Raw genomic sequence first — 24975 nt, 5'->3', positions numbered from 1 at the left:
GCCCAAGCGCATCCGTCCGGCATCATTGGCTCACGTTTTATCAATTTTACAATTTCAGTATAAACTGTAAAATCACGTCCATGCCGGGCGATTTTCCTCTCGATCCGATTGTCGCGACCTTCGCGCGTTATGGTCTGCGCAAGACGTCGATGGAGGATGTGGCGCGCGTGCTCTGTGTGTCGCGGCAAGCGCTCTATAACCGGCACGGATCGAAGGGAGCGTTGATCGGCTGGGCGACCAAATGCCTGATCGACACTTCGCTGGCTGCCGCGCTTGCCAGCATCGACCAGCCCGCAAAGACGCTCGTCGAACGTTTGACCGATGCGCTCGACGCATGGGTGGGCCGGCATATGGAGGCGCTGCATGCGTCGCCGCACGGCGCCGAGATCGTGGCGACGCTCCGGCGCGATCCGCCCGAGGCGGTCCGCGTGGCCGAGCGCAGGCTGGTCGCCGCGATGGCCGAAGCGATCCGGTTCAGCGGGCCGGGCTCGGCGGTGTCGCGCGCGGGCAGTATGGCGCAGGCTCTATGCTGGACCGCGCGCGGGCTGGTGCATGCCGTGCCCGATCATACGACCTTCCGGCGGCAGCTCGATCACATCGTCGGCGCGCTCGTGGCGCGCTGACGCGATCAGTCGAAAAGCGAGGAGACGCTCGATTCGTCGGCGATGCGCTTGATCGCTTCGCCGAGCAAAGGTGCGACGGTGAGCGCGCGGACCTTGCTGCTGTCGTTGACGGCATCGGTCGGCTGGATCGAATCGGTGATGACGAGTTCGGTGAGCTCGCTCGCATCGACGCGCGCGACCGCGCCGCCCGACAATACGCCGTGCGTACAATAAGCGACGACGCCCTCGGCGCCTGCGGCCTTCAGCGCCGCGGCGGCGTTGCACAGCGTGCCCGCCGAATCGACGATATCGTCGATCAGGATGCAGAAGCGGCCCTTCACGTCGCCGATGATGTTCATCACTTCCGATTCGCCGGCGCGTTCGCGGCGCTTGTCGACGATCGCGAGCGGGGCGTTGTCGAGCCGCTTGGCGAGCGCCCGGGCGCGGACCACGCCGCCGACGTCGGGCGACACGACCATCAGATTCTTGCCCGCGAAGCGCGCCTGGATGTCGGCGCTCATCACTGGCGCGGCGTAGAGATTGTCGGTCGGGATATCGAAGAAGCCCTGGATCTGCCCGGCGTGCAGGTCGATCGCGAGCACGCGGTCGGCGCCCGAAGTGGTGATGAGGTTCGCGACGAGCTTTGCCGAGATCGGGGTGCGCGGGCCGGGTTTGCGGTCCTGGCGGGCATAGCCGAAATAGGGGACGACCGCGGTGATGCGTTTCGCCGAAGCGCGGCGCAGCGCGTCGTTGATGATCAGCAGCTCCATCAGATTGTCGTTCGCGGGGAAGTTCGTCGGCTGGACGACGAAGACATCCTGGCCGCGGACATTCTCATGAATTTCGACGAAGACCTCTTCGTCGGCGAAGCGGCGTACGCTGGTGTCGGTCAGCGGCAGTTCCAGATAGTCCGCGATCGCGCGGGCGAGGGGGAGGTTGCTGTTGCCGGAGATGAGTTTCATGCGCTGCGAAGCCCTTTCGCGCGGAGTGGGATTGCGCGCCCCCTTAGCCAGCGCGGGCCGATAGGGGAAGGGGTTAAAGCCCGATCGGCAGCGCGCGCCGCAGTTGAAATCGGCGCGCGTCGGCCTAAACCACCGACATGACACAAAAGCTCACCATCGTTCTTTCACAAATGACGCAGGTCGTGGGCGACCTCGCCGCCAACGCCGCCGCGATGCGCGAGGTCCGCGCGCGGCACAGCGGGGCCGACCTGATCCTCTACCCCGAACTGCAGCTGATCGGTTATCCGCCCGAGGATCTGGTGCTGAAGCCTGCGCTGGCCGAACGCGCCGCGACGCTGCTCGCCGAACTCGCCGCCGATACCGCCGACGGCGGCCCGGCGATGCTTGTCGGTTCGGTCGAGCGGGAAGGCGATGCGCTCTATAATATCGTCGCGCTGCTCGACGGCGGCCGGATCGTCGCGACGCGAAGGAAGCATGAACTCCCCAATTACGGGACCTTCGACGAAAAGCGCGTGTTCGTTCCGGGGCCGCTCCCCGACGTTGTCGAATGGCGCGGCGTGAAGCTGGGCCTGCCGATCTGCGAGGATGGCTGGTTGCCCAAAGTTTGCCAGCATCTGGTGGGGCAGGGGGCCGAACTGCTGATCTCGGTCAACGGCAGCCCCTATGAGATCGACAAGGACGAGCGGCGTTTGACGCAGGTGTTCGCCAGCCGCGTCGCCGAAACCAGGCTGCCGGTCATTTTCCTTAACCGCATCGGCGGGCAGGACGAGATCGTGTTCGACGGCTGCTCGTTCGTGCTGAACAGCGACGGGACGACGGCGCACCGACTGACCGACTGGGAGCCCGAGGAGCGGGTAACACAATGGACGAAGGGCGCGAACGGCTGGCGCTGCGAAGCCGGCGCGATCGCCGAATGGGAGGCGCATCCGGCCGACATCTACAGCGCGATGATCTTATCCTTGCGCGACTATGTCGAGCGCAACCGCTTCCCCGGCGTAGTGCTTGGCCTGTCGGGCGGGATCGATTCGGCAATCTGCGCCGCGATCGCCGCCGACGCGCTGGGCCCCGACAAGGTGTGGTGCGTGATGATGCCGAGCCGCTTCACGAGCGAGGCGAGCCTCGATGATGCCGCAGGCTGCGCGGCGATGATCGGGTGCAGGCTCGATACGATTTCGATCGTTCCGGCGGTCGAGGCGTTCGATGCGATGCTCAGCGGAACCTTCGCCGACAAGGACGTCGATATCACCGAGGAAAATGTCCAGTCGCGCATCCGCGGTGTCACCCTGATGGCACTCAGCAACAAATTCGGCCCGATGCTGCTCACGACGGGCAACAAGAGCGAGATGAGCGTCGGCTATGCGACGATCTATGGCGACATGGCGGGCGGCTATAATCCGTTGAAGGACGCGTATAAGATGACGGTGTTCGCCGTGGCGAAATGGCGCAACGAACATGTCCCGCGGCTCTCGCGCAACCCGGTGACCCCGGTGATGCCCGACACCATCATCACCAAGCCGCCAAGCGCCGAACTGCGCCCCGACCAGAAGGACGAGGACAGCCTGCCGCCCTATGCCGATCTCGACCGCATGTTGCATATGCTCGTCGAAGAGGAGGCGAGCGTCGACGATGTCGTGGCGAAATATGGCTTCGATCGTGATGCGGTGGTGCGGATCGAAAGGCTGCTGATGCTTGCCGAATATAAGCGCCGGCAGGCGCCGCCGGGGGTGAAGCTGTCGACGCGCAATTTCGGGCGCGACCGGCGCTATCCGATCACCCACGGCTTCCGGACCGCGTAGCCCGCCGTGGCGAACTGGCTGACCGGGATCGGTTACGCGCTGTCGATCGTCAGCGTCATCTTGCTCGCGCGGGTTGCGTGGCCGCGCCCGGCGAAGATCGCGGCCTGATCGGGGCGATCATCATGGGGTCGGTGCTTTCGGTGGTCGGCATGGCTCTGCGCTGGGCCGCGCACATCGTCCAGAACCGCAAGATCGAGGAAGACGACTGACGGCGGCCGAATATGCGGTTATAGGCGCGCGCTATGACTGTCGTGACCCGTTTCGCCCCTTCGCCGACCGGCACCCTGCATGTCGGCAATGTCCGCACCGCGCTCCACAATTGGCTGTGGGCGCGCAAGCATGGCGGTCGCTTCCTGCTGCGCATCGACGACACCGACCTCGAACGGTCGAAAGAGGAGTATGTCGATGCGATTCGCGCCGACCTCGCGTGGCTTGGCTTCGATATCGACGGCGAGGAACGGCAGTCGGCGCGCTTTGCGCTCTATGAAGCCGAGTTCGAAAAGCTGAAGGCGGCGGGGCGTGTCTATGCCTGTTATGAGACGCCCGAAGAGCTCGATATCCGCCGCAAGATATTGCTCTCGCGGGGGTTGCCGCCGGTTTACGAGCGCAAGCCCGCCGATGCGCCGATCCCCGAGGGCATCGCACCGCACTGGCGCTTCCGGCTCGACCATGGCCAGGCGATCGAGTGGACAGACATGGTCCGCGGATCGCAGCATTTCGAACCCAAGACGATGTCCGACCCGGTGGTGCGTCGCGCCGACGGCAGCTGGCTCTACCTGTTGCCCAGCGTGATCGACGATATCGCGATGGGGATCACGCATGTCGTGCGCGGCGAGGATCATGTGTCGAACACCGCGTCGCAGGTCCAGATGTTCGCGGCGCTAGGCGCGACGCCCCCCGCCTTTGCGCATGAGGCGCTGCTCGTCGGGACCGAGGGCAAATTGTCGAAGCGGCTCGGCTCGCTCGGTATGGCGAGCGTGCGCGAGGCGGGGATCGAACCGATCGCGCTCGTCGCGTTGCTCGCGCGGTTGGGAACGAGCGATCCGGTCGAACCGGTGACGGACGGTGCGCCGCTGATCGAAAGCATCGATTTCGCGCGCTTCGGCCGCGCGCCTGCGCGCTTCGACGAGGCCGAACTGGCGCTGCTCAATCAGAAGATATTGCATCACACCGACCATGCGGCGATCGCGGACCGCCTGCCCGCTGCCATCACCGAAGCGCGCTGGAATGCGATTCGGCCCAATGTGATGACGGTGGCCGAGGCGGCCGAGTGGGTGCGCGTGTTCGATGGCCCCTTCGCCCCGCCGCCCGCCGAAGCCGCCGACCGGCCGGTGCTCGACGCGGCGGCGCAAGCGGCACCCGCGATCGATTGGGGCGCCGATCCCTGGCATGCGCTCACCGGCGCGGTGAAGGAGGCGACGGGTGCAAAGGGCCGCGCACTCTTCCTGCCGCTGCGCCGCGCGCTCACTGCCCGCGACCATGGCCCCGACATGGCCGAACTGTTGCCGCTGATCGACAAGGATCAGGCGGTGGCGCGGCTTTCCGCCATCTGACAAGCCGTTCGATCGCTCCGCGGGCTTGCTTACCGATCCACTTGACATGCGACGTTATGTTATAATATCACGTCAATCTGACCTGGCCGATAACAGCGGTCGGAACGCGGCGGGGCCGGGTCATATAGGCAAGGAGAGATGCCATGACCCTGATACCCTTGATTTCAGCTATTGTGGCCGCGCCCAAAGCGACCACCGCGCCCGCCGGAGCGGCGGCGCCGCTGACGCGCAACAGCTATGGAAGCGATGCCCGCCACCACCCGGTTGCTGCACTGTTCGCCGTCGGGCTGCCCGCCGCGCTGGTCGTCGCGGTGGCGCTGTCGCCGATGATCGTCCAGACGCCGCCTGAATCCGAACGACAGATCTGGGACCCGATCACGCTCGAGAAACCGAAGCCCCCCGAACCGCAACCCGATGCCAAGCCGCAGGACCAGCCGACCAAAACCGTTATCGCTGCGACCGATTCGCCGCTGCCGCCGCTGAGTCAGGATCCGCCCGTCGGTCGGACCGACGAACCCTATGTTCCGCCGGCTGGCTCCGGCACGGGAACGGTGATGCCCCAAATTATCGATCCGCCCGTGCAGCCTCCCAAGCTGGTGCTCGCGCAGCTCGACCAGCGCTATGCGGGTCTTTTTCAGCCCGACTATCCGGCACGCGCGCAGCGTGAGGGGATCGAGGGCGTCGCGGTCGTCCGCGTGCTGATCGGCATCGACGGACGGGTGAAGGCGGTCGAGCTGGTCAGCACCGACGATCCGGCGTTTTTCGAAGCGACGAAGCGGCGTGCGCTCACCAAATGGCGCTTCAAGGCTGCGACGCGCGGCGGAGTGCCTGAGGAAAGCTGGAAGGAAATGCGCGTCCGTTTCGAGATCAAGAACGCCTAGGGTCGCAATCCTACCCCTCCCGGACGGGCGGTCGATGTGCCGCCCGACCTTCCTTTCGCTTGACAGAAAGGCCGAATCCCGCCAAAGGCGCCCGGATATTGAGGGGCGGCGCGGCGTCGCGCGGCCCTTTCATGTTTTTCACACCAACGTCGGGGCCCTAGTCCCGCCGCATCCCTCGGACCTCCGGTGGATGTGCAGTCATTTCGAGGAACAGGGCCATGGCCAAGCCGACGACCGTCAAGATCAAGCTGGTGAGCACCGCCGACACGGGCTTTTTCTATGTGACCAAAAAGAACCCGCGCACGATGACCGAAAAAATGTCGGTGCGTAAGTATGACCCGCGTGTCCGCAAGCACGTCGAGTTCAAGGAAGCCAAGATCAAGTGATGCATTTCCCCATGCGCTGAAAGCGCGTGGGGCGGAAATGCGTTATTCCGGATAAGATCCGGGATCAGAAGGGCGGCCGCGCGCCGCCCTTTTTCGTGCGCGTCAGAAATCGCGCAGGGGCCGGCGCGCGACATCATTTTCGATGATGTGCCGGATCGTGATCATCGTCTTGAACGAATGCACGCCCTTGTCCTCACCCAGCGCGCGGCGGGTGAAGGCGTCATATTCCTCCATCGAGCCGATCTGCACTTTCAGCAGGAAATCATCGTCGCCGGTCACGTCCCACGCCCCCGTGATTTCGGAGTGGCGGGCGATCTCGCGTGCGAACGCGTCCATAGTCTGCGGCCCCGCCTGTTGCATCCGGACGAGGATGTGCATGGTGAGCGCCGATCCGGTCAGCGCCGGATTGACCACCGCGATATCGGCGACGATCACCTTTTCTTCGCGCATCCGGCGCAGGCGGCGGAGCACCGCCGACAGCGACAGGCCGACCTTGTCGGCGAGGATTCGCGCGGGCTGGAGATTGTCGTGCCGTACCAGCGCGAGCAGCCGGCGGTCGAAATCGTCGAGGTCGATCATTTTTCGCATAAATTTTTCAATAGCGCGAAAATTGGTCGCAAGCACGATCAATTTCGGCGCCGATCGCCGCACTTGCCGGGGTAAATGGGATTCGTCCGGGCCGCCCCTCCCCATCTTTCGCGGTTTCGGATGAAGGAGACATGAGATGACCCGTAACACCCCCGAAACGCGTTGGATCAGCCGCATCTGGACCGCCACCGTCACGGCCTCGGAGGCCGCCGTCGCCATCCATTATTCGGCGCCGTGGCAGCGCATCGCCGCGCCGCGGCTTTCGGAACGGACCGCCCGCGACGCTTGCGCCGCCTGACGGTCCCTTCCTTCCCCCGCAGCGGTCAGCAGCGACGCTTGCGGTCGATCTCGCGGCCGAGCAGCGCGCCGCCGGCCGCACCGAGGATCGTGCCCGTGGCGCGGTCGCCCCGGCGATCGACTTCGCGGCCCAGCAACGCGCCAGCAGCGCCGCCGACGATCAGTCCGGTGGTGCCGCTGGTGCGGCAGTTCCGATAATATCGTTTGTCGCGGTGGTGCCGATAGTCGCGGCGATCGTTCCAGCGATCATGGCCGCGGTCGCTATAATGTCCGTGCCGATGGTGGCGGCTGCGCGCATCGGCTTCGGTCGGCATTGCGGCCAGCGTCGTCGCGCCGATCAAGGCGGTCAGCGCCAGCCTCTTCATCAAAAACATCTTATGTCCTTCCATCCTGAACCCCCGCGATCAGAATTAGGAAAGGAAAGCTGGCCAATGGCTGAACCCGGCGGTGCTGTCGCCGCGCGGGCCAGCGACTCGCCGATGATTTTGGGCGGCCCGTCGCAATCGACCCCGCGCGATCGCAAAAAAATTATGCGAAGGCCCCGACGCTTTCGATGAACTTGATCACCGAAATCGGTTTGGACACATAGGCTTCGGCGCCCGCCGCCTTAATCTGCTCCTCATCGCCTTTTCCGGCATAAGCGGTCACCGCCATGATCGGAACCGCGCGCAAGGTCAGATCGGCCTTCATCTGACCGATCAGGTCGAGCCCGCTGACATGCGGCAACTGGATGTCCATGATGATCAGGTCGGGCGACACTTCGCGCGCTTTCGCCAGCGCGTCGCGTCCGTCGCGCACCGGGTGCGCGCTATAGCCATGGGCGTTGAGAAGGTCGCAGAAGAGGCGAAGGTTGAGCTCATTATCTTCGACGACCAGGATGGTCTTGCCCATGTTACTTATGTTCCCCACCTTGCGTACGCGGCCCGTTTAGGCGAATCGGCGGCATGACACAATTAGGGACACACGACTTGCACGATGGCGATGCCGCGCTGGCGCTTCAGGCGCTCGGCTGGATCTTGAGCGACGAACCGCGCGCCGAGCGGCTGCTCGGCCTGACCGGGCTTGCGCCCGACGAACTGCGCACCTCGCTGGGCGAGCAGGCGACGCTCGCGGCGATCCTGTCTTTTCTCACCGCTCACGAAAACGACCTTGTCGCCTGCGCCGATGCGCTGCAGGTGCCGCCTGCCAGCATCGCCGCCGCGGCACAGAGACTCGAAGGAACCACCGCATGAACCGCCCGCTCGTCATCACCGATTGCGACGAGGTGCTGATGCACATGGTCGTCCCCTTCGCCGAATGGGTCGATGCCGAACATGGCGTGATCTTCCGCATCGAGGACGCGAGCTTCGCGAACGCCTTGAAGCGCAAGGAATGCGGCACGCCCTTGGAAGCGGCCGAAGTGTGGCCCTTGCTCGACGGCTTTTTCCGTAAGGAAATGACGCGGCAATATCCGATAGCCGGCGCGCTCGCGGCGATGGCGGCGATCGGCGCCGAGGCCGATATCGTCGTCCTCACCAACGTCGGCCCCGAACATCAGCAGGCGCGTATCGAACAGCTCGCGCTGCACGATTTCCACGCACCCGTGATCGGCAGCCGCGGCGGCAAGGGCGAACCGGTGCGCCGCCTGATCGAAGAATATCAGCCCTCGGTCGCGGTCTTCATCGACGACCTCGCGGGCCACCATCAATCGGTCGCGCACGAGGCACCCGACGTGTGGCGGCTCCACCTCGTCGGCGAGCCCGCGATCGCCGGCAAGATCGCGCCAGCGAAGCACGCGCATGCGCGAATCGACGACTGGACGACGGCGCGCGACTGGATCCTGGCGCGCCTCGCCGAAAACATCCCCGCCCCGGCCCCCGAACCGGTTTAAGAACAAGGACAGATCATGGATATCGCCGCCAAAATCGCCGAACTTGGCCTCGAACTCCCCAGGCCCGCCGCGCCGGTCGCCGCTTATGTGCCCGTCGTCGAGCATGGCGGCCTGCTCTACGTCAGCGGCCAGCTGCCGTTTCGCGACGGGCAGGTCGTCACCGGCCGCCTTGGCGAGAACGTCGACGTTGCGGGCGGGCAGGATGCGGCACAGCGCGTCGCGCTGATGCTCGTCGCCCAGATCGGGCAGGCGCTCGGCGGCGACTGGTCGCGCGTCGAGCGCGTCGTCAAGCTCGGCGTGTTCGTCAACAGCACCCCCGGTTTCACCGATCAGGCGAAGGTCGCCAATGGCGCGTCGGAATTGTTCGAAACCCTGTTCGGCGAAGCGGGCCGCCATGCGCGCGCCGCGGTCGGCGTCGCGGTGCTGCCGCTCGGCGCCGCGGTCGAGGCGGACGCGATCGTCGCGGTGAAGCCCGCCTAAGCATTCCGGTGGCAGAGGCCGACCCGCCCGTACGCACGATATCGCTCGGAACCGGCGTCGCCGCCATCGCCGTCGCGGCATGGGACGCCCTGCACGATGGCGGCAATCCGTTCGTCGGCCACGCCTTCCTGTCGTTGCTCGAACAATCGGGCAGTGTCGGGCCGGGTACGGGCTGGCAGGCGGCGCCCTTGCTGGTCGAGGATGCCGGCGGGGCGCTCGTCGCCGCCGCGCCCGCGTACCTCAAATCGCACAGCCAGGGCGAATATGTGTTCGACCATGCCTGGGCCGATGCCTGGGCGCGCGCAGGTGGCGACTATTATCCGAAGCTCCAGATCGCGGCGCCCTTCACCCCCGTGTCGGGGCCGCGCCTGCTGGCCAAGGATCGGGGGGACGCGCTGCTGCTGCTCCGTGCCGCCGAGACAGTGGTGCGGCAGAACCAGCTCTCGTCGGCGCACGCGACCTTTGTCGCGCCCGACCAGATGCCGCTGTTCGAGGAAGCGGGCTGGCTCGTCCGCCGCGATATCCAGTTCCATTTCGCGAACGCCGGTTATGCGGGCTTCGACGATTTCCTCGCGACGCTGAATTCAGCGAAGCGCAAGCAACTCCGCAAGGAGCGGCAACGTGCGGTCGACGGCCTGCGGATCGAGGAACTGACGGGCGATGCGATCCGTCCCGAGCATTGGGACGCGATGTGGCTTTTCTATCAGGACACCGGCGCGCGCAAATGGGGGCATCCGTACCTCACGCGCGAAGCGTTCGACCTGATGGGCGCGACAATGGCGGAGCAGATCATCCTGCTGATCGCTTATGACGGCGAGGAAAGGCCGGTCGCGGGCGCGCTGCACTTCGTCGGCGCCGACACGCTCTACGGCCGCTACTGGGGCTGTCTCGTCGAGATCCCCTATCTGCATTTCGAGTTATGCTATTATCGCGCGATCGACATCGCGATCGAACGCGGCCTTGCCCGCGTCGAGGCGGGCGCGCAGGGCGGGCACAAGCTCGCGCGCGGCTATGGCCCCGTCGCGACATGGTCGGCGCATTTCATCGCTGATCCGGGCTTTCGCCGCGCGGTTGCCGATTACCTCGAACAGGAACGGCAGGCGGAAGAAGTCGAAATGAAGTGGCTGGAAGGGCAGACGCCCTTCAAGCGAAAGGATTAGGCTGCAAAGCGCCGCGCGGCGGGACGGCGCGCCGTCTCGTCGAGCCAGGCGCGTGCCTGGCGCTGAGCCTCGGCAATTTCGCCCGGGGACATTTCGTCGGACAGGTCGGCGCGGCACTGCTGGCCTTCGATATTGCCGCCAAGCGCGGCGAGATTGAACCATTTATGCGCCTGGATCAGGTCGACATCGACCCCGCCGGTGCCGGTAGAAAAGGCAATGCCCAGATCGAAATAGGCATTGGCGTCGCCGCGGGCGGCGTCGAGCAAACGGCTCTCGATCAGATATTGGGCAGACTTCAGACTGTTCGCCATGATAACCCCCTTTGGCTCCACCCCACATGGAGACCTCGGGGCCCAAAGTTGCGGCTTATGGTCAACAAAGCGTTAACGACGATCCGACTTTTTTGTGGATATCGTTCGAAAGCCGCGGAAATCGGAAGATTTTGGCGTTAATCGCCAACCGGAAGATTGTCGATCAACCGCGTTTTTCCGATCCGTGCAGCCGCCAGGATCCGCGCGGGCTTCCGAAAAGCGTTCAAGCGCTTGAGACTGTCGGCATCGGCGAGCGCGACATAGTCGACGCTGTCGAAGCCCCCCCCAACGATCACCGTCTCGGCCCTGGCGAGCGCTTCGCCGACATCGGCGCCGCCCGCGATCGCTTTCGCAGCGGTGTTCAGCGCACGCGGAAAGATGGTTGCCGCCGTGCGCTGTTCGGATGACAGATAGGCATTGCGCGACGACAGCGCGAGGCCGTCGTCATCGCGCGCGATCGGCGCCCCCAAAATGTCGATCCCGAAGTCGAGGTCGCGCGCCATGCGGCGGATGATCGCGAGCTGCTGCCAGTCCTTTTCGCCGAAGATCGCCACATCGGGCCGCACCTGGTTGAACAATTTGGCGACGACGGTCGCGACGCCGTCGAAATGGCCGGGGCGCGCCGCGCCGCAATAATCGGCGCCGAGCTCGGCGACCTCGATATGCGTGCTGTGCCCGCCGGGGTACATGACGCTGACATCGGGCGCCCAGAGCAGCCCCGTGCCTTCCTCGACCAGCATCGCGGCATCGCGCGCCTCGTCGCGCGGATAGGCGGCGAAATCCTCGTTCGGGCCGAACTGCGTCGGATTGACGAAAATCGACACGACGGCGTGGTCGGCGACGCGTTTCGCCATGCGGACGAGCGACAGGTGGCCGTCGTGCAGCGACCCCATCGTCGGAACCAGCGCGACGCTCTTCCCACCCTGCTTCAGTGCCGTAACGGCACGGTGCAGCATCGCGATGTCACGGATGATTTGCACGCCCGGTCGCCCTCCGATATTGGCGCGACTATATCACTTCGCGCGCCGGCCGCCCATGCCGCGCAAACAGGAAAATCGCAACGCCCCATGACGACCTCAGCGACGAAGCCCGCACCGCATCGCATCATCTTTGCCAATGAAAAGGGCGGGACCGGCAAATCGACCTGTGCCGTGCATTTCGCCGTCGCGCTGGCGAGCCAGGGCTGGCGCGTCGCGGGGATCGATCTAGACCCGCGCCAGCGCACCTTCCACCGCTATCTCGAAAATCGCCAGAATACCGCGAAGCGCCGCGAGATCGCGCTGCCGACCCCGCGCTTCGAGGTGTTCACCGGTTCGACGATCGAGGAACTCGACGAGCAGGTCGCAGCGCTGAGCGAAGACGTCGATTATCTGATTGCCGACACGCCGGGCCGCGACGACGTCTTTGCGCGTCACCTTGCGACGAGCGCCGATACGCTCGTCACGCCGATCAACGACAGCTTTATCGACTTCGACCTGATCGGACAGGTCGATCCCGAAACCTTTCAGGTCACCCGGCCGAGCTTCTATTCCGAACTGATCTGGGACGCGCGGAAGACGCGCGCGAAGACCGACGGGCGGACGATGGACTGGATCATCCTGCGCAACCGCCTCCAGCACGTCGATGCGCACAATATGCGCCGCGTCGGCGAGGCATTGACGCAGTTGTCGCGGCGCGTCGGGTTCCGCGTCATCCCGGGGCTCGGCGAGCGCGTCATCTATCGCGAGCTTTTCCCGGCTGGCCTCACCCTGCTCGACAAGGCGCACCTTGGCGGCATGGGGATTGGCCACGTCGTCGCGCGGCAGGAACTCCGCGAGGCGATGGGCGGACTGAACCTGCCGGTGCGCGAACGACTGCATCCGGACGGGGATTTGTTCGCCGCCGCCTGACCCTTCTCTCCCCCAAGAGGATCAAAGATGACGCATAATTTCCATCCGACGATGCTCCGCGAATATGACATCCGCGGGGTCGTCGGCGACACGCTGTCCGACAAGGACGCCTATGCCATCGGCCGCAGCTTCGCGACGCTCGTTCGTCGCGCCGGCGGCAAGCGCGTTGCCGTCGGCTATGACGGTCGCCTGTCGTCGCCGATGCTTGCCGACGCGCTGATCGCCGGGATCAACGATGCGGGCGTTGACGCGCTCAACGTCGGGCTCGGTCCGACACCAATGCTCTATTATGCGGCGTCAACCGAGGATGTGGAGGGCGGCATACAGATAACCGGCAGCCACAACCCCCCCGACTATAATGGCTTCAAATTTGTGATGCAGGGGCGTCCCTTCTATGGCGCCGATATCCTGGGCATCGGCGAAATGGCCGCCGCGGGCGACTGGGAGGCGGGCGAAGGCACGTCGCAGAGCATCGATATCATCGACGCCTATGTCGACCGGCTGGTCGAGGGTTTCGCGGGCGGCGCCTTCCGCATCGGCTGGGACGCCGGAAACGGTGCCGCGGGCACCGTCATCGAGAAACTCACCGCGCGCCTTCCGGGTGAGCATCACTTGCTGTTTACCGACATCGACGGCCATTTTCCGAACCACCATCCCGATCCGACCGAAGAGAAGAATCTCGCCGATCTGCGCAAACTCGTCGCGGAGAAGAGCCTCGATTTCGGCGTCGCTTTCGATGGAGACGGCGACCGCATCGGCGCGATCGACGGCGAAGGCCGCGTGATCTGGGGCGACCAGCTGCTGCAAATCTATGCCGCGGCGCTGCTTGAAGACCTGCCGGGCGCGACGATCATCGCCGATGTGAAGGCGAGCCAGGCCTTGTTCGACCGCGTCGCCGAACTCGGCGGCAAGCCGCTGATGTGGAAGACAGGACACAGTCTGATCAAGGCGAAGATGAAGGAAACCGGCAGTCCGCTGGCGGGCGAGATGAGCGGGCATATCTTCTTCGCCGATCGCTATTATGGCTATGACGACGCGCCCTACGCCGCGATCCGGCTGATCGAGGCGGCGACGAAGCTTGGGCGGAGCGTCACGCAGCTGCGCGGTGACATGGCGCCGATGGTCAACACCCCCGAAATGCGCTTCCAGGTCGACGAGAGCCGCAAATTCGCCATTGTGGATGAAGTCCTCGATCGGCTCGGCGCGTCGGGCGCGCAGGTCGACCGCACCGACGGCGCGCGTGTCCTCACCGACGACGGCTGGTGGCTGCTCCGCGCCTCGAACACGCAGGATGTGCTCGTCGCCCGCGCTGAGGCGAAGGACGAGGCGGCGCTGACGCGCCTGCTCGCCGCGATCGACGAACAGCTCGCTTTGTCGGGGATCGTGCGCGGGCCGCAGGCCGCACACTAGTCTTTAGCCCCCCTTCCTTCCGGGGAGGGGCAGCCCTGCAAAAATCTTGCCAGATTGACGTTCGCCGCGTCGCTGGGGTAACGCGCTCATGGGGCTAGAACTGGAACCGACCGACCTATGACCGACGACGAATCCAATGCGGGCACGCTGACCGAAAGCGATCATGGCGTCACCGAGCATAAGGCGCATGTCCGCGAGGAAGCAGCGGCCGGCAATGGCCTGGCGGTCATTTCGATCGCCAAAAGCTATGACAAGCGCACCGTCCTCTCCGACGTGTCGCTGTCGGTCGGCAAGGGCGAAGTCGTCGGCCTGCTCGGTCCCAATGGCGCGGGCAAGACGACCTGCTTCTATTCGATCATGGGGCTGGTGAAACCCGACGCCGGGCGCATCATGCTCGACGGCGCCGACATCACCGCGCTGCCGATGTATCGCCGCGCGATCCTCGGGCTCGGCTATCTCCCCCAGGAAACCTCGATCTTTCGCGGCATGACGGTCGAACAGAATATCGGCGCGGTGCTCGAACTCAGCGAGCCCGACAAGATCGCCCGCGAGCGGCGCATGGAAGAATTACTCGACGAATTCGGCCTCACGCGCCTTCGCGATTCGGCGGCGATGGCGCTGTCGGGTGGCGAACGGCGCCGCGCCGAAATCGCGCGCGCGCTCGCGGCGAACCCGTCGATCATGCTGCTCGACGAGCCTTTTGCGGGCATCGATCCCTTGTCGATAAGCGACATTCGCGATCTGGTCGTGGACCTCAAGACGCGTGGCATCGGCGTGCTGATCACCGACCATAATGTGCGCGAGACGCTCGACCTCGTCGACCGCGCCTGCATCATCTACGACGGCAAGGTACTGCTTGCCGGCTCCCCGGAAGAGCTCGTCGCCGACCCCGAGGTGCGTCGCCTCTATCTCGGCGAGGGCTTCTCTTTGTAATGTGATGATACGCTGATGGCGTTGGGTCCGCGCCTCGATCTCCGCCAGTCACAATCGCTGGTGATGACGCCGCAGCTGCAGCAAGCGATCAAGCTGCTGGCACTGTCGAATCTCGAACTCGAAGCCTATCTGGCCGAGGCGCTCGAAGGCAATCCGCTGCTCGATACGGCGTCGGCCGATAATGACGGCAGCGCGGGCGATCCGGATGGCGTGCCCGGCGGCGACGCATCGGCGGCCGAGGCCGCGTCGCTCGACGCCGATCAGGCGCTGGCGGCGGACGGCGGCACCGCGAACGACCTCGACGTCGATCTCGCCGCCGAAAGCTTCCACCACGACAGCGCGAGCGACAATGTCGGGCTGTCGGGGAGCGGCGAGGATATCGATTTCGACAGCTTTGCCGAGCATGAGGGTACGCTCCACGACTATCTGCTCGCGCAGGTCGGCGAACATTTCAGCGGGATCGAGGCGATCGTCGCGGGCCAGCTCGTCGCGCTGATCGACGAGGCGGGCTATCTGCGCGCCGATCTTGCCGAACTCGCCGCACAGCTCGGTGTCCCGCTCGCTCTGCTCGAGGAGGTGCTTGCGGGCATCCAATGCTTCGACCCCTCGGGCGTCGGCGGGCGCGACCTCGCCGAATGCATCGCGATCCAGGCGCGCGAGGCAGACCGCTACGATCCCGCGATGGCGACGATGATCGCGCACCTTGATCTCGTCGCCAAGGGCGCCTTTCCGCAACTGAAGCGCATCTGCGGCGTCGACGATGAGGATCTCGCCGACATGATTCGCGAGCTGCGCGGTTACGACCCCAAACCCGGCCTCAAATTCGGCGGTGACGGCGCGCCGGCGGTCGTCCCCGACCTCTATATTCGCCAGACCGCCCAAGGCTGGGCGGTCGAGATCAACAGCGGCACCCTGCCGCGCCTGCTCGTCAACCGCCGCTATTATACCGAGCTCGCACAGGGCGCCGCGGCGAAAAGCAAGGCATGGCTATCCGAACAGCTCGCGGGCGCGAACTGGCTCGTGCGCGCGCTCGACCAGCGCCAGCGCACGATCGTCAAGGTCGCGAGCGCGATCGTGAAGCAGCAGGAGGGCTTTTTCCTCCACGGCGTCGCGCATATGCGCCCGCTGACCTTGCGTCAGGTCGCCGAGGAAATCGGCATGCACGAATCGACCGTCAGCCGCGTCACCAGCAACAAATATCTGAGCTGCGCGCGCGGGCTGTTCGAACTCAAATATTTCTTCTCGAGCGGCATTTCCGATACGCAAGGCGACGGCGCGGTGTCGGCCGAGGCGGTCAAGAGCCGCATCAAGGCGATGATCGAGGCCGAGGATGGCAAGGCGATTCTCTCCGACGAGACGATCGCGCAGAGACTGTCGGGAGAGGGCCACGACATCGCGCGGCGCACCGTCGTCAAATATCGCGAGGCGATGGGCTATGGCTCGTCGGTGCAGCGGCGGCGGCAGAAAGCTTTGGCGGGGTAATCTTACATCGTCACCCCGGACTCGATCCGGGGTCCATGACGTCGAGGTTGCCGTGGATACCGGATCGAGTCCTGGATGACGAAATATGGACGGCAGCCGGTTGACTTTTTGCCCGCTTCCCCATAGTTGCGCCGCTTCGCGTCACCACGCCAAGATTTACGGACAGAGATCATGAAGATTCGCAACAGCCTGAAGTCGCTGAAGGACCGCCACCGGGATAACCGCGTTATTCGCCGCCGTGGCCGCACCTATGTGATCAACAAGACCAACCGCCGCTTCAAGGCGCGCCAGGGCTGATGCCCCTGCGCGGGGTGTTTCGCCCCGTTTGTTTTTGATGAACAGCGTTACGCCGTCGGATGCTTCCGGCGGCGCTTTCGCGTGTCTGGAGAGCGTATGATTCGCCAGAGTGTGATCTTCGACGTCGGCCGCGTCCTCTTCGATTGGGACCTGCGCTATCTTTTCGCCAGGCTGATCGCCGACAAGGACGAGCTCGAATGGTTTGTGACGAATATCGTCACGCCGCAGTGGCATTTCCAGCACGACGCGGGCCGCCCGCTCGCCGAGATGGTGCCCGAGCGGAAAGCCGAGTTTCCGGGTCATGCGCCACTGATCGACGCCTATGCGACGCGTTTCAACGAGACGATTCCCGGCCCGATGCCGGGCAGTCTCGAACTCGTCGAGCGGCTCGACGTCGCGGGCGTGCCGCTGTTCGCGATTACCAATTTCGGCCATGAATTCTGGGAAGGCTTCCGCCCGACGCAGCCGGTGTTCGACCGCTTCCGCGATATCGTCGTTTCGGGCACCGAGAAGCTGATGAAGCCAGACCCCGCGATCTACCGCCTCGCGATCGATCGATTCGGTATCGAACCCGCGGGGGCGCTGTTCATCGACGACAATGCGGCGAATGTCGCAGGCGCCGAATCGGTTGGTATCGCGGCCCATCGGTTCGAGGATGCGGCGACGCTGGAGGCCGAACTGATCGCGCGCGGATATTTGCCCGCTTGATGAGCAGGGCGGATCGCCTTGAACGCCTCGACGCCCGTCGGGTCGAGCTGGAAGCCGAATATGAGGCCGTGCTGCTAGACGCATTGCGCAGGGCTGCTGCCGGGTCATGGGGTTTGTTCGGTCATACTAAGGATCGCGCGGCCGGCGCCAAATGGGAACCGGTCGTCACCGACCTCTGCGACAGGGGCGAAGAAATAGACCAGTTGCGCACGTCGCTCGGATTGGAGCCTTTCGCCCTGCACGAAGAATTCGAAGCGTCTCGTGGACCGGTCGCGCCGACCGCTCCGGGAGAACCCAAGCAGGCCAAGGCATGGCTGGAGCGATTGGGCAAGGACGCCTAGGCGTTTACGCCATCCAAAATATCGTCATTCCCCGCGAAAACGGGAACCCAGCGAGCAACCGTTGCCGCTTGGTTCCCGTTTTCGCGGGAATGACGAAGTTTGTGCGGATTACTTCTCCACCCCCAGCTGCGTCAGCACGAACGCGAACTCCTCGGCATCCTCGCGCAGCGCGCCCCAGCGTCCCGACTTGCCGGCATGACCCGCGCCCATGTTAGTGCGCAGGAGCAAGGTCGCGTCGTTGGTCCGCGTTGCACGGAGCTTCGCCACCCATTTGGCGGGTTCCCAATAGGTCACGCGCGGGTCGTTGAGCCCCGCCGACACCAGCATCGGCGGATAGGCTTTCGGGGTCACATTGTCGTACGGGCTGTACGACAGCATATAGTCGAACGCCGCCTTGTCGGTGATCGGATTGCCCCATTCGGGCCATTCGCCCGGCGTCAGTGGCAGCGTTTCGTCGACCATCGTGTTGATCACGTCGACAAAGGGCACGCCCGCGAGCACCGCGCCCCACAGCTCGGGCGCCTGATTATAGACCGCGCCCATCACCTGTCCGCCCGCCGAGCGGCCCTCGATCGAAATCTTGCCCGCGCTCGTATATTTGGCGGCGATCAGGCCCTTTGCGACGTCGATAAAGTCATTGAACGTATTCTTGCGCTCGGTCGTCTTGCCCGCGAGATACCATGCGCGGCCAAGGTCGTCGCCGCCGCGCACATGCGCGATCGCATAGATCATCCCGCGATCGACGAGGCTCAAACGCGTCGTCGAGAAACCCGGCGGGACGCGGTAGCCGTAAGAGCCATAGACATAAAGGTGCATCGGTGCGCTGCCGTCGCGCGGCGTGCCCTTCTTATAGACGAGCGACACCGGAACCGGGGTGCCGTCGCGCGAGGGCATATTTACCAATTCGGTTACATAGTCATCATGTTTATAACCGGACGGGATTTCCTGCACCTTCAGCGTCTCGAGCTTGCCGTTCGTCAGATCATAATCGAACACCGTGTCGGGGGTGACCATCGACTCATAATCGAGGCGCAGCTTGTCCTGATGATATTCGGGATTGTCGCCGAGCCCCGCGACATAAGTGGCCTCGGGAAACTGGATCCGGCCGGGGGTCAGCGGGGCGTCATATTGGCGGACATCGACCTGATCGACGCCCTTCTCGCGCGTTTCGAGCACGAAATAGTCGCGGAAGACGGAGAGGCCGGTGATGTAGCTCGCATCCGATCCGGGGATCAGCGTTTTCCACGCATCGGGCTTTTTGACGCTCGCTGTCGCGACGCGGAAATTCGGATGCTCATCGTTGGTGTAGACGTAGAGCGTCCCGTTGCGCTCATCGACGCTATACTCGCGGCCCTTCTTGCGCGCCGACACGAGCTGCATCTTCGCTTCGGGATTGTCGGCGGGGAGCAGGTAAACCTCGCTCGTTTCGTTGTCGCCCGTCGCGATCACGATATAATTGTCGGCGGCGGTCTTGCCGATGCCGACGCCGAAACCGATGTCGGCCTCCTTATAGAGCAATTTATCCGCGCTCACCGGCGTGCCTAGCTTGTGCAGCCGGACATTGTCGGTGCGCCAATTCTCGTTCGCGAGGCCATAGAGCAGCGCGTCATTCTTCGCGGTCCACACCAGCGACGACAGCGTGCCGGGGATGACGTCGGGCAGCGCCTCGCCCGTCATCAGATTCTTGAAGCGCACCTCGAAGCGTTCGGAGCCATTGTCGTCGACGGCATAGGCCATCAGCTTGCCGTCGGGCGACACCGACACGTCCGACAGGCGGAAATATTCCTTGCCCGCGGCCATCGCGACCTCGTCGAGGATCAGGATCGCGTCGCCGCCTGTGACGGGTTTACGATACCATTTCTTATATTCGGCGCCCTCTTCATATTCGACCCAATAGACCCAGTCGCCGTCCTTCTGCGGCACGCTCGAATCGGCTTCCTTGATCCGGCCCTTCATTTCCTGGAACAGCGTTTCGACGAGCGCGGCGTGCGGTTTCATCGCGGCGTCGAAATAGGCATTCTCGGCCTTCACATAGTCGAGCACATCCTTGTCATCGATCGTCGGATAGCTCTCGTCCTTCAGCCAGTGATACGGGTCGGAGAGTTCTTTGCCGTGCAGCGTCACTTCGTGCGGGCGCTTTTCCGCGACCGGGGCGGCGGGCAGGGCAGGGGTCGGGCTGGTCAATGCGGCATCTTTCTCTTTGGCGAACAGGGCAGGCGATGCGACAAGCGGGGTGGCAATTGCTGCCAGAAACATCCAAATAGCGCGCATCGAAAAATCCCCCGCGGTGTCGCCCGATTGGGCGGGATCGCTGCGATGTAGGAATAAGGAACGTCTGATGTCCAGCCCCGTCCCCCAATCGGTATATGCCGAGCGCCTCGCCCGCGTCCGCGCCCAACTTTCCGCGCGCGGCCTCGACGGCTTCGTCGTGCCGATCAGCGACGAGCATATGAGCGAATATGTCGGCGACTATGCGCAGCGCATGGCGTGGCTGACGGGCTTCGGCGGTTCGGCCGGCACCGCGGCGGTGCTGCCCGCAAAGGCGGCGGTGTTCGTCGACGGGCGCTATACGGTGCAGGTCCGCGATCAGGTCGATGGATCGCTGTTCGACTATGTCGGCGTGCCGCAGTCGAGTGTCGCCGAATGGCTGGGCGCGAACGTCAGCGCGGGGCAGAAAATCGGCTTCGACCCCTGGCTCCACGGCATCGACTGGGCGCGTGGTCTGGGCAAGGCGCTCGCCGACAAGGGCGCGCAGCTCGTCGCGGTCGACGTCAACCCGCTCGACGCCGCGTGGGACGATCAGCCGGCGCCGAGCGCCGCTGCGGTCTCGGTCTATGACACCAAACTCGCCGGGCAGGCGGCGACCGACAAGCGCGCCGTGATCGCCGACTGGCTGAAGGCCAAGGACCTCGACACGACGGTGATGACCGCGCTCGATTCAGTCGCGTGGACTTTCAACATCCGCGGATCGGACGTCAGCCACACGCCGGTCGGGCTCGCCTTCGCGTTGCTCCATGCCGACGCGACCGCCGACCTGTTCATCGCGCCGGAGAAGGTCACCGACGCGGTGCGCGCGCATCTCGGCAACAGCGTGCGGATCCATGATCGCGATGCGTTCGAGACTGCACTCGCCGATCTCAAGGACAAGAAGGTCGCGGTTGACCCCGACCGCGCAGTCGCGGCGATCTTCACCGCGCTCGAAGCCGCGGGCGCGAAGATCGAACGCCACCGCGACCCCGCGGTGCTGCCCAAGGCGATCAAGAACGACACCGAACTGGGTGGCACGCGCGCCGCGCACGTCCGCGACGGCGTTGCGGTGTCGCGCTTCCTGCAGTGGATGGAGGATGTCGCGCCGCAGGGCGGGCTCGACGAACTCGGCGCCGCGGCGAAGCTGCGCGAATTTCGCGATGCAAATGGCGCGCTGGTCGATCTGAGTTTCGACACCATCTCGGCCGCTGGCCCGAACGGCGCGCTGCCGCATTACAAGGTCGATGAGACGACGAACCGCGCGATCGAGACCGGCACGCTCTATCTCGTCGATTCGGGCGGGCAGTACGCCGACGGCACGACCGACATCACGCGCACGATCGCGATCGGCGCGCCCACCGCCGAAATGCGCCGTCGTTTCACGCAGGTGCTCAAGGGGCATATCGCGCTCGCGACCGCGCGCTTCCCCAAGGGCACGCGCGGCAGCCAGCTCGACATCCTCGCGCGTCAATATCTGTGGGCCGACGGGGTCGACTATGCGCATGGCACCGGCCACGGCGTCGGCGCTTATCTGGCGGTCCACGAAGGGCCGCAGCGCATCGCCAAGCCGTCGGGCGGGCAAGCGGGGACCGAGGAGGCGCTCCACGCGGGTATGATCCTCTCGAACGAGCCTGGCTATTACAAGGCGGGCGCCTTCGGCATCCGCATCGAGAATCTGGTGATCGTGGTGCCGCAAAGCATCGACGGCGCCGAGGAGGATATGCTGGGGTTCGAAACGATCACCTTCGCCCCGATCGCGCAGAACCTCGTCGATGCCGCGCTGCTGTCGGGTGCCGAAGCCGACTGGCTCGACGCCTATCATGCCGAAGTATTCGAAAAGCTCGCGCATGGAATGACCGGCGACGATCTGGCCTGGCTCGAAGCGGCGTGCGCGCCGCTCGACCGCGCCCCCGCCGCGCTCGCGGCTTGAGGTCGGCATGACCGAGCTTCGCAGCGACGTCCCGCTCGCCGATTTCCGTGTGCAGGAGCGCGTCCGCGTCCGTTTCAACGAGATCGACGGCCAGAATATCGTCTTCAACGCCAATTATCTCGTCTACGCCGATATCGGCGTGACCGAATATTTCCGGGCGCTCGGCGAGGGGCAGCCCGGACCCTATTTTCACCAATATGGTACAGATATTCACGAGACGCATTGCGAGATCGACTATCACGCCGCTGCGCGACTCGACGAGCTGATCACGATCGCGGCGCGAATCAGCCGCTTCGAGCGGACAAGCTTTACGGTCCATTGCGGGATTTTCCGCGCAAATGAACGGCTCACCGATATCGAGATCAGCTACGCCCATCTCGACACCGACAGCGGGACGCCGACGCCGCTGCCGGGCAGCTTTATTGCAGAAGTCAGGCGATTCGAAGCGCGGACACCCACACAGGACTGATTCGCTACCGCCTGATTCGAACCGGATCGCATTTCTCGACTAAAAAAGTCAGGTTTTGAGCCCAAAAATGCGCAAAAAAAAGGGCCACCCGAGGGTGGCCCGTGAAAGTTTTGGGAGAGGATGCCTAAAAGGCATGCTCATATTGCACTGCACCAAAAATGTTGCAACTGCGAAATAGACATCTGCTATTGCATTTTTTGCAATCAAGAACGATCACATCCTTCATCTGGCGCAATCCTCGTGCGCGTCGCTTCCCCTCGCAAATTGCCGCGACATCGCCTAAATTGGGCCGATGGGAATGTTCAACAAAGTGGATGTCGGCGGCGGCCTGTCCGATTTCTGGGCTTATGTCCGCGAACCCCGCCCGCATCGCTGGGCGATCTGGGGCGTCGCGCTGGCGCTGACCTGGCTTATTTTCACCGGGGTCGAAAAATATCTGATCCCTTATGAAAAGCCGAAAGAGCAGATCATCTATTTCGAGAATTGGACCGCGAACCGCAGCGCCGCCGAGATCCGCGCCGACTGGGTTGCGCGCGCCAAGGAAACGACGCTGCACAACGCCCAGAAGCGCGCCGAGTATCAGCGCTTCGCCGACAGCCTCGGCATCGAATATGATTCGGCCGAGGCGGACAAGGTGACGCGCGAGACGCTGGGCGCAGAGGCAGCCGCCGCGGCGAAGAAAAAGCCCGCGCCCGTGACGACGCGCTCGACGCTCGCCGAGCGCGCGGCGCGCGGCGCGCAGCCCAAAACCGCCGACTGACCGGATGCAGCGCGGCCCCGCCGATGCCGACTGGATGGCGGTCGCCATCGCGCTCTCGCGGCGCGGCCGGCCGGCGTCGGCGCCCAATCCCAACGTTGGCTGCATCCTCGTCAAGGACGGTCGCGTCGTTGCGCGCGGCTGGACGCAGGCGGGCGGGCGACCGCATGCGGAGGCGATGGCGCTGGCCGCGGCGGGCGACACGGCGCGCGGCGCAACCGCTTACGTCACGCTCGAACCCTGCGCTCATGCGAGCCCGCGCGGGCCGGCGTGCAGCGATTTGCTGGTCGCCGCAGGCATCGCGCGCATCGTGATCGCCGCGCAGGACCCGGATCCGCGCACCGACGGCAAGGGCATCGCGCGGTTGCAGGCGGCGGGGATCGAAGTCGTCTTCAATGTCCTGCCCGCCGCAGCGCGCACCGCGATGGCGCCCTGGTGGACGCGGCACAGCGAGGGGCGTCCGTTCGTCACGCTCAAGCTCGCGACGTCGCTCGACGGCTGCATCGCCCGCGCCGACGGATCGAGCCGCTGGATCACCGGGACACGCGCCCGCACGCACGGGCATCTGGAACGCGCAAGCCATCAGGCGATCCTCGTCGGGCGCGGGACGCTCGAAACCGACGTTCCGAAGCTTGACGTGCGCCTGCTGGGGCTCGAAGGCCGCAGCCCCCGTAAATTCCTGCTCACCCGCGGCGAAGCGCCCGCAGGCTGGACCGCTGTCGCCTCGCCCGAAGCGATCGACGATGTCGATTCGATCCTGGTCGAGGGCGGCGCGGGCGCGGCATCGGCCTTCCTCGCCGCTGACCGCGTCGACCGGCTTCTGCTCTATCGCGCGCCGATCCTGATCGGCGGCGGCAAGCCCGCGCTCGGCGACATCGGGCTGACCGATCTCGCCGACGCGCACGGCCGCTGGCGCCTTACCGACAGCCGCCTGCTTGGCAGCGACCGGCTCGACGTCTACGAGCGCGTCAGCACTATTTGAGGAACCTGCATGTTCACCGGCATCATCACCGACATCGGCACCATCCGCAGCCGCGAGGATCGCGGCGACACGCGGCTCGTCATCGACACCGCCTATGATGTGGGCGGCATCGACATCGGCGCCTCGATTGCCTGCTCGGGCGCGTGCCTCACGGTCGTCGAGAAGGGCGTCGACGAGGGCAGCAACGGACCCGGCGGCTGGTTCGCGATCGACGCGAGCGGCGAAACGCTCGCGCGCACCGCGCCCGGCATGTGGGACCAGGGGCGCCGCCTCAACCTCGAACGCGCGCTCAAGATCGGCGACGAGCTTGGCGGGCATATCGTCACCGGCCATGTCGACGACATCGGCCGCATCGTGTCGGTCGAACCCGTCGGCGACAGCGTCACCGTCACCGTCGCCGCGCCCGCATCGCTCGCGCCGCATATCGCGCCCAAGGGCTCAATCACCGTCGACGGCGTGTCGCTCACGGTGAACGAGGTAACCGACCAGCCGAACGGTGAGGCGCATTTCAGCCTCAACATCATCCCGCACACGCAGGAGATGACGACGCTGAACGAGGCTGTGGCGGGCCGCCCGGTCAATCTCGAGATTGATATTCTCGCGCGTTATCTCGCGCGGATGCAGGCGCGGGGATAAGGGGCGCC

The 24975-nt window shown here is 64.9% G+C and carries 30 protein-coding genes; 23 read left to right on the top strand and 7 right to left on the bottom strand.

The window, feature by feature from the left end; all coding sequences use genetic code 11:
- Positions 1 to 80: 80 nt before the first annotated feature.
- Positions 81 to 623 (top strand): TetR/AcrR family transcriptional regulator, encoded by a 543-nt coding sequence (locus tag ASD73_RS14590; RefSeq protein ID WP_056373102.1) that lies wholly within the window; start codon positions 81 to 83, stop codon positions 621 to 623.
- Positions 624 to 628: 5 nt separating this feature from the next.
- On the opposite strand, the gene ASD73_RS14585 is transcribed toward ASD73_RS14590, so the two are convergent.
- Positions 629 to 1564, bottom strand: coding sequence for a ribose-phosphate pyrophosphokinase (locus tag ASD73_RS14585; RefSeq protein WP_037515690.1), 936 nt, complete (start codon positions 1562 to 1564; stop codon positions 629 to 631).
- A 137-nt stretch (positions 1565 to 1701) separates the two neighbouring features.
- Between ASD73_RS14585 and ASD73_RS14580 the strand changes: the two genes are divergently transcribed.
- The 5 genes from ASD73_RS14580 to rpmG all read left to right on the top strand — a co-directional run bounded on the left by ASD73_RS14580 (position 1702) and on the right by rpmG (position 6180).
- A complete protein-coding gene (locus ASD73_RS14580) occupies positions 1702 to 3360 on the top strand; it encodes an NAD+ synthase (protein ID WP_056373101.1) in 1659 nt (552 codons plus the stop codon).
- Between the two features lie 77 nt (positions 3361 to 3437).
- A complete protein-coding gene (locus ASD73_RS23430; protein WP_268800805.1) occupies positions 3438 to 3569 on the top strand; it encodes a hypothetical protein in 132 nt (43 codons plus the stop codon).
- 33 nt (positions 3570 to 3602) lie between these two features.
- Positions 3603 to 4913, top strand: a complete 1311-nt coding sequence (locus ASD73_RS14575; RefSeq protein ID WP_056373100.1) for a glutamate--tRNA ligase — start codon at positions 3603 to 3605, stop codon at positions 4911 to 4913.
- A 143-nt stretch (positions 4914 to 5056) separates the two neighbouring features.
- A complete protein-coding gene (locus ASD73_RS14570) occupies positions 5057 to 5794 on the top strand; it encodes an energy transducer TonB (protein ID WP_056373099.1) in 738 nt (245 codons plus the stop codon).
- A 218-nt stretch (positions 5795 to 6012) separates the two neighbouring features.
- Positions 6013 to 6180, top strand: coding sequence for a 50S ribosomal protein L33 (gene rpmG / locus ASD73_RS14565; RefSeq protein WP_037515700.1), 168 nt, complete (start codon positions 6013 to 6015; stop codon positions 6178 to 6180).
- 102 nt (positions 6181 to 6282) lie between these two features.
- On the opposite strand, the gene ASD73_RS14560 is transcribed toward rpmG, so the two are convergent.
- Complete coding sequence (locus tag ASD73_RS14560) at positions 6283 to 6768, bottom strand: Lrp/AsnC family transcriptional regulator (RefSeq protein WP_056373701.1); 486 nt, start codon at positions 6766 to 6768, stop codon at positions 6283 to 6285.
- A gap of 136 nt (positions 6769 to 6904) precedes the next feature.
- Here ASD73_RS14560 and ASD73_RS22830 point away from each other — a divergent pair, with 136 nt between their 5' ends.
- Entirely contained in the window at positions 6905 to 7066 is a 162-nt protein-coding gene (locus ASD73_RS22830) for a hypothetical protein (protein ID WP_156377393.1), read from the top strand.
- Between the two features lie 25 nt (positions 7067 to 7091).
- On the opposite strand, the gene ASD73_RS14555 is transcribed toward ASD73_RS22830, so the two are convergent.
- Positions 7092 to 7430 carry a glycine zipper 2TM domain-containing protein gene (locus ASD73_RS14555; protein ID WP_443027978.1) on the bottom strand — a complete coding sequence of 113 codons (339 nt, stop codon included), beginning with the start codon at positions 7428 to 7430 and terminating at the stop codon, positions 7092 to 7094.
- Positions 7431 to 7593: 163 nt separating this feature from the next.
- Complete coding sequence (locus ASD73_RS14550) at positions 7594 to 7956, bottom strand: response regulator (RefSeq protein WP_037515703.1); 363 nt, start codon at positions 7954 to 7956, stop codon at positions 7594 to 7596.
- 77 nt (positions 7957 to 8033) lie between these two features.
- Between ASD73_RS14550 and ASD73_RS14545 the strand changes: the two genes are divergently transcribed.
- The 4 genes from ASD73_RS14545 to ASD73_RS14530 are packed head-to-tail and all read left to right on the top strand — an operon-like array spanning position 8034 to position 10575.
- Positions 8034 to 8297: a DUF3572 family protein gene (locus ASD73_RS14545; RefSeq protein ID WP_235534439.1), complete on the top strand. Its 264-nt coding sequence runs from the start codon at positions 8034 to 8036 to the stop codon at positions 8295 to 8297.
- Positions 8294 to 8935 carry an HAD family hydrolase gene (locus ASD73_RS14540; protein ID WP_056373097.1) on the top strand — a complete coding sequence of 214 codons (642 nt, stop codon included), beginning with the start codon at positions 8294 to 8296 and terminating at the stop codon, positions 8933 to 8935. Before ASD73_RS14545 ends, ASD73_RS14540 begins: the two co-directional genes overlap by 4 nt.
- A 15-nt stretch (positions 8936 to 8950) precedes the next feature.
- On the top strand, positions 8951 to 9415 hold the full coding sequence (locus tag ASD73_RS14535; protein WP_056373096.1) for a RidA family protein: 465 nt from the start codon (positions 8951 to 8953) through the stop codon (positions 9413 to 9415).
- An 8-nt stretch (positions 9416 to 9423) separates the two neighbouring features.
- Positions 9424 to 10575 carry a GNAT family N-acetyltransferase gene (locus ASD73_RS14530; RefSeq protein ID WP_082521558.1) on the top strand — a complete coding sequence of 384 codons (1152 nt, stop codon included), beginning with the start codon at positions 9424 to 9426 and terminating at the stop codon, positions 10573 to 10575.
- Here ASD73_RS14530 and ASD73_RS14525 read toward each other — a convergent pair.
- Both ASD73_RS14525 and panC read right to left on the bottom strand, forming a co-directional pair.
- A complete protein-coding gene (locus ASD73_RS14525; protein ID WP_056373095.1) occupies positions 10572 to 10886 on the bottom strand; it encodes a sel1 repeat family protein in 315 nt (104 codons plus the stop codon). The genes ASD73_RS14530 and ASD73_RS14525 overlap by 4 nt on opposite strands.
- A 137-nt stretch (positions 10887 to 11023) precedes the next feature.
- Complete coding sequence (panC, locus tag ASD73_RS14520) at positions 11024 to 11866, bottom strand: pantoate--beta-alanine ligase (RefSeq protein ID WP_056373094.1); 843 nt, start codon at positions 11864 to 11866, stop codon at positions 11024 to 11026.
- Positions 11867 to 11953: 87 nt separating this feature from the next.
- Here panC and ASD73_RS14515 point away from each other — a divergent pair, with 87 nt between their 5' ends.
- The 7 genes from ASD73_RS14515 (at position 11954) to ASD73_RS14485 (ending at position 17946) form a co-directional block, all read left to right on the top strand.
- The gene (locus ASD73_RS14515; RefSeq protein ID WP_056373093.1) at positions 11954 to 12775 is read left to right on the top strand and encodes a division plane positioning ATPase MipZ; all 822 of its coding nucleotides are present in this window, start codon (positions 11954 to 11956) and stop codon (positions 12773 to 12775) included.
- Between the two features lie 27 nt (positions 12776 to 12802).
- Positions 12803 to 14185: a phosphoglucomutase/phosphomannomutase PgmG gene (gene pgmG / locus ASD73_RS14510; protein WP_056373092.1), complete on the top strand. Its 1383-nt coding sequence runs from the start codon at positions 12803 to 12805 to the stop codon at positions 14183 to 14185.
- Positions 14186 to 14302: 117 nt separating this feature from the next.
- Positions 14303 to 15118 carry an LPS export ABC transporter ATP-binding protein gene (gene lptB, locus ASD73_RS14505; protein WP_056373091.1) on the top strand — a complete coding sequence of 272 codons (816 nt, stop codon included), beginning with the start codon at positions 14303 to 14305 and terminating at the stop codon, positions 15116 to 15118.
- Positions 15119 to 15133: 15 nt separating this feature from the next.
- A complete protein-coding gene (rpoN, locus tag ASD73_RS14500; protein ID WP_056373090.1) occupies positions 15134 to 16600 on the top strand; it encodes an RNA polymerase factor sigma-54 in 1467 nt (488 codons plus the stop codon).
- Between the two features lie 171 nt (positions 16601 to 16771).
- Positions 16772 to 16897: a type B 50S ribosomal protein L36 gene (ykgO, locus tag ASD73_RS14495; RefSeq protein WP_003046794.1), complete on the top strand. Its 126-nt coding sequence runs from the start codon at positions 16772 to 16774 to the stop codon at positions 16895 to 16897.
- A gap of 96 nt (positions 16898 to 16993) precedes the next feature.
- Positions 16994 to 17605, top strand: a complete 612-nt coding sequence (locus ASD73_RS14490) for an HAD family hydrolase (protein ID WP_056373089.1) — start codon at positions 16994 to 16996, stop codon at positions 17603 to 17605.
- Positions 17605 to 17946 (top strand): hypothetical protein, encoded by a 342-nt coding sequence (locus ASD73_RS14485; RefSeq protein ID WP_056373088.1) that lies wholly within the window; start codon positions 17605 to 17607, stop codon positions 17944 to 17946. Before ASD73_RS14490 ends, ASD73_RS14485 begins: the two co-directional genes overlap by 1 nt.
- Positions 17947 to 18054: 108 nt before the next feature.
- Here ASD73_RS14485 and ASD73_RS14480 read toward each other — a convergent pair whose 3' ends face one another.
- Positions 18055 to 20217, bottom strand: a complete 2163-nt coding sequence (locus tag ASD73_RS14480; RefSeq protein WP_235534436.1) for a S9 family peptidase — start codon at positions 20215 to 20217, stop codon at positions 18055 to 18057.
- A 67-nt stretch (positions 20218 to 20284) separates the two neighbouring features.
- Between ASD73_RS14480 and ASD73_RS14475 the strand changes: the two genes are divergently transcribed.
- The 5 genes from ASD73_RS14475 (at position 20285) to ASD73_RS14455 (ending at position 24967) form a co-directional block, all read left to right on the top strand.
- Positions 20285 to 22123, top strand: coding sequence for an aminopeptidase P family protein (locus tag ASD73_RS14475; RefSeq protein WP_056373087.1), 1839 nt, complete (start codon positions 20285 to 20287; stop codon positions 22121 to 22123).
- A gap of 7 nt (positions 22124 to 22130) precedes the next feature.
- Positions 22131 to 22592, top strand: a complete 462-nt coding sequence (locus tag ASD73_RS14470; RefSeq protein WP_056373086.1) for an acyl-CoA thioesterase — start codon at positions 22131 to 22133, stop codon at positions 22590 to 22592.
- 292 nt (positions 22593 to 22884) lie between these two features.
- Positions 22885 to 23352, top strand: coding sequence for a hypothetical protein (locus ASD73_RS14465; RefSeq protein WP_056373085.1), 468 nt, complete (start codon positions 22885 to 22887; stop codon positions 23350 to 23352).
- Between the two features lie 34 nt (positions 23353 to 23386).
- A complete protein-coding gene (gene ribD, locus ASD73_RS14460; protein ID WP_056373694.1) occupies positions 23387 to 24331 on the top strand; it encodes a bifunctional diaminohydroxyphosphoribosylaminopyrimidine deaminase/5-amino-6-(5-phosphoribosylamino)uracil reductase RibD in 945 nt (314 codons plus the stop codon).
- A 9-nt stretch (positions 24332 to 24340) separates the two neighbouring features.
- Positions 24341 to 24967 (top strand): riboflavin synthase, encoded by a 627-nt coding sequence (locus tag ASD73_RS14455; protein WP_056373084.1) that lies wholly within the window; start codon positions 24341 to 24343, stop codon positions 24965 to 24967.
- The last annotated feature ends 8 nt before the right edge of the window (positions 24968 to 24975 follow it).

This window comes from Sphingopyxis sp. Root154 (assembly GCF_001427105.1).
Lineage (GTDB): Bacteria > Pseudomonadota > Alphaproteobacteria > Sphingomonadales > Sphingomonadaceae > Sphingopyxis.
Note: the sequence above shows the minus strand (reverse complement) of the source record. Positions and strands in the feature narration are given on the sequence as shown.

Excerpts from the sequence above, each read along its gene's own strand:
- ASD73_RS14560 (WP_056373701.1), bottom strand. The coding sequence starts at position 6,768 with ATGCGAAAAATGATCGACCTCGACGATTTCGACCGCCGGCTGCTCGCG.
- ASD73_RS14455 (WP_056373084.1), top strand. The coding sequence starts at position 24,341 with ATGTTCACCGGCATCATCACCGACATCGGCACCATCCGCAGCCGCGAG.
- ASD73_RS14490 (WP_056373089.1), top strand. The coding sequence starts at position 16,994 with ATGATTCGCCAGAGTGTGATCTTCGACGTCGGCCGCGTCCTCTTCGAT.
- rpmG (WP_037515700.1), top strand. The coding sequence starts at position 6,013 with ATGGCCAAGCCGACGACCGTCAAGATCAAGCTGGTGAGCACCGCCGAC.
- pgmG (WP_056373092.1), top strand. The coding sequence starts at position 12,803 with ATGACGCATAATTTCCATCCGACGATGCTCCGCGAATATGACATCCGC.
- ASD73_RS14585 (WP_037515690.1), bottom strand. The coding sequence starts at position 1,564 with ATGAAACTCATCTCCGGCAACAGCAACCTCCCCCTCGCCCGCGCGATC.
- ASD73_RS14485 (WP_056373088.1), top strand. The coding sequence starts at position 17,605 with ATGAGCAGGGCGGATCGCCTTGAACGCCTCGACGCCCGTCGGGTCGAG.
- ASD73_RS14480 (WP_235534436.1), bottom strand. The coding sequence starts at position 20,217 with ATGCGCGCTATTTGGATGTTTCTGGCAGCAATTGCCACCCCGCTTGTC.
- ASD73_RS14475 (WP_056373087.1), top strand. The coding sequence starts at position 20,285 with ATGTCCAGCCCCGTCCCCCAATCGGTATATGCCGAGCGCCTCGCCCGC.
- ASD73_RS14540 (WP_056373097.1), top strand. The coding sequence starts at position 8,294 with ATGAACCGCCCGCTCGTCATCACCGATTGCGACGAGGTGCTGATGCAC.
- ASD73_RS14470 (WP_056373086.1), top strand. The coding sequence starts at position 22,131 with ATGACCGAGCTTCGCAGCGACGTCCCGCTCGCCGATTTCCGTGTGCAG.
- ASD73_RS22830 (WP_156377393.1), top strand. The coding sequence starts at position 6,905 with ATGACCCGTAACACCCCCGAAACGCGTTGGATCAGCCGCATCTGGACC.
- ASD73_RS14515 (WP_056373093.1), top strand. The coding sequence starts at position 11,954 with ATGACGACCTCAGCGACGAAGCCCGCACCGCATCGCATCATCTTTGCC.
- lptB (WP_056373091.1), top strand. The coding sequence starts at position 14,303 with ATGACCGACGACGAATCCAATGCGGGCACGCTGACCGAAAGCGATCAT.
- ASD73_RS14555 (WP_443027978.1), bottom strand. The coding sequence starts at position 7,430 with ATGAAGAGGCTGGCGCTGACCGCCTTGATCGGCGCGACGACGCTGGCC.
- ribD (WP_056373694.1), top strand. The coding sequence starts at position 23,387 with ATGGCGGTCGCCATCGCGCTCTCGCGGCGCGGCCGGCCGGCGTCGGCG.
- ASD73_RS14465 (WP_056373085.1), top strand. The coding sequence starts at position 22,885 with ATGGGAATGTTCAACAAAGTGGATGTCGGCGGCGGCCTGTCCGATTTC.
- ASD73_RS14570 (WP_056373099.1), top strand. The coding sequence starts at position 5,057 with ATGACCCTGATACCCTTGATTTCAGCTATTGTGGCCGCGCCCAAAGCG.
- ASD73_RS14590 (WP_056373102.1), top strand. The coding sequence starts at position 81 with ATGCCGGGCGATTTTCCTCTCGATCCGATTGTCGCGACCTTCGCGCGT.
- ykgO (WP_003046794.1), top strand. The coding sequence starts at position 16,772 with ATGAAGATTCGCAACAGCCTGAAGTCGCTGAAGGACCGCCACCGGGAT.
- ASD73_RS14550 (WP_037515703.1), bottom strand. The coding sequence starts at position 7,956 with ATGGGCAAGACCATCCTGGTCGTCGAAGATAATGAGCTCAACCTTCGC.
- ASD73_RS14535 (WP_056373096.1), top strand. The coding sequence starts at position 8,951 with ATGGATATCGCCGCCAAAATCGCCGAACTTGGCCTCGAACTCCCCAGG.
- ASD73_RS14525 (WP_056373095.1), bottom strand. The coding sequence starts at position 10,886 with ATGGCGAACAGTCTGAAGTCTGCCCAATATCTGATCGAGAGCCGTTTG.
- ASD73_RS14575 (WP_056373100.1), top strand. The coding sequence starts at position 3,603 with ATGACTGTCGTGACCCGTTTCGCCCCTTCGCCGACCGGCACCCTGCAT.
- rpoN (WP_056373090.1), top strand. The coding sequence starts at position 15,134 with ATGGCGTTGGGTCCGCGCCTCGATCTCCGCCAGTCACAATCGCTGGTG.
- ASD73_RS14580 (WP_056373101.1), top strand. The coding sequence starts at position 1,702 with ATGACACAAAAGCTCACCATCGTTCTTTCACAAATGACGCAGGTCGTG.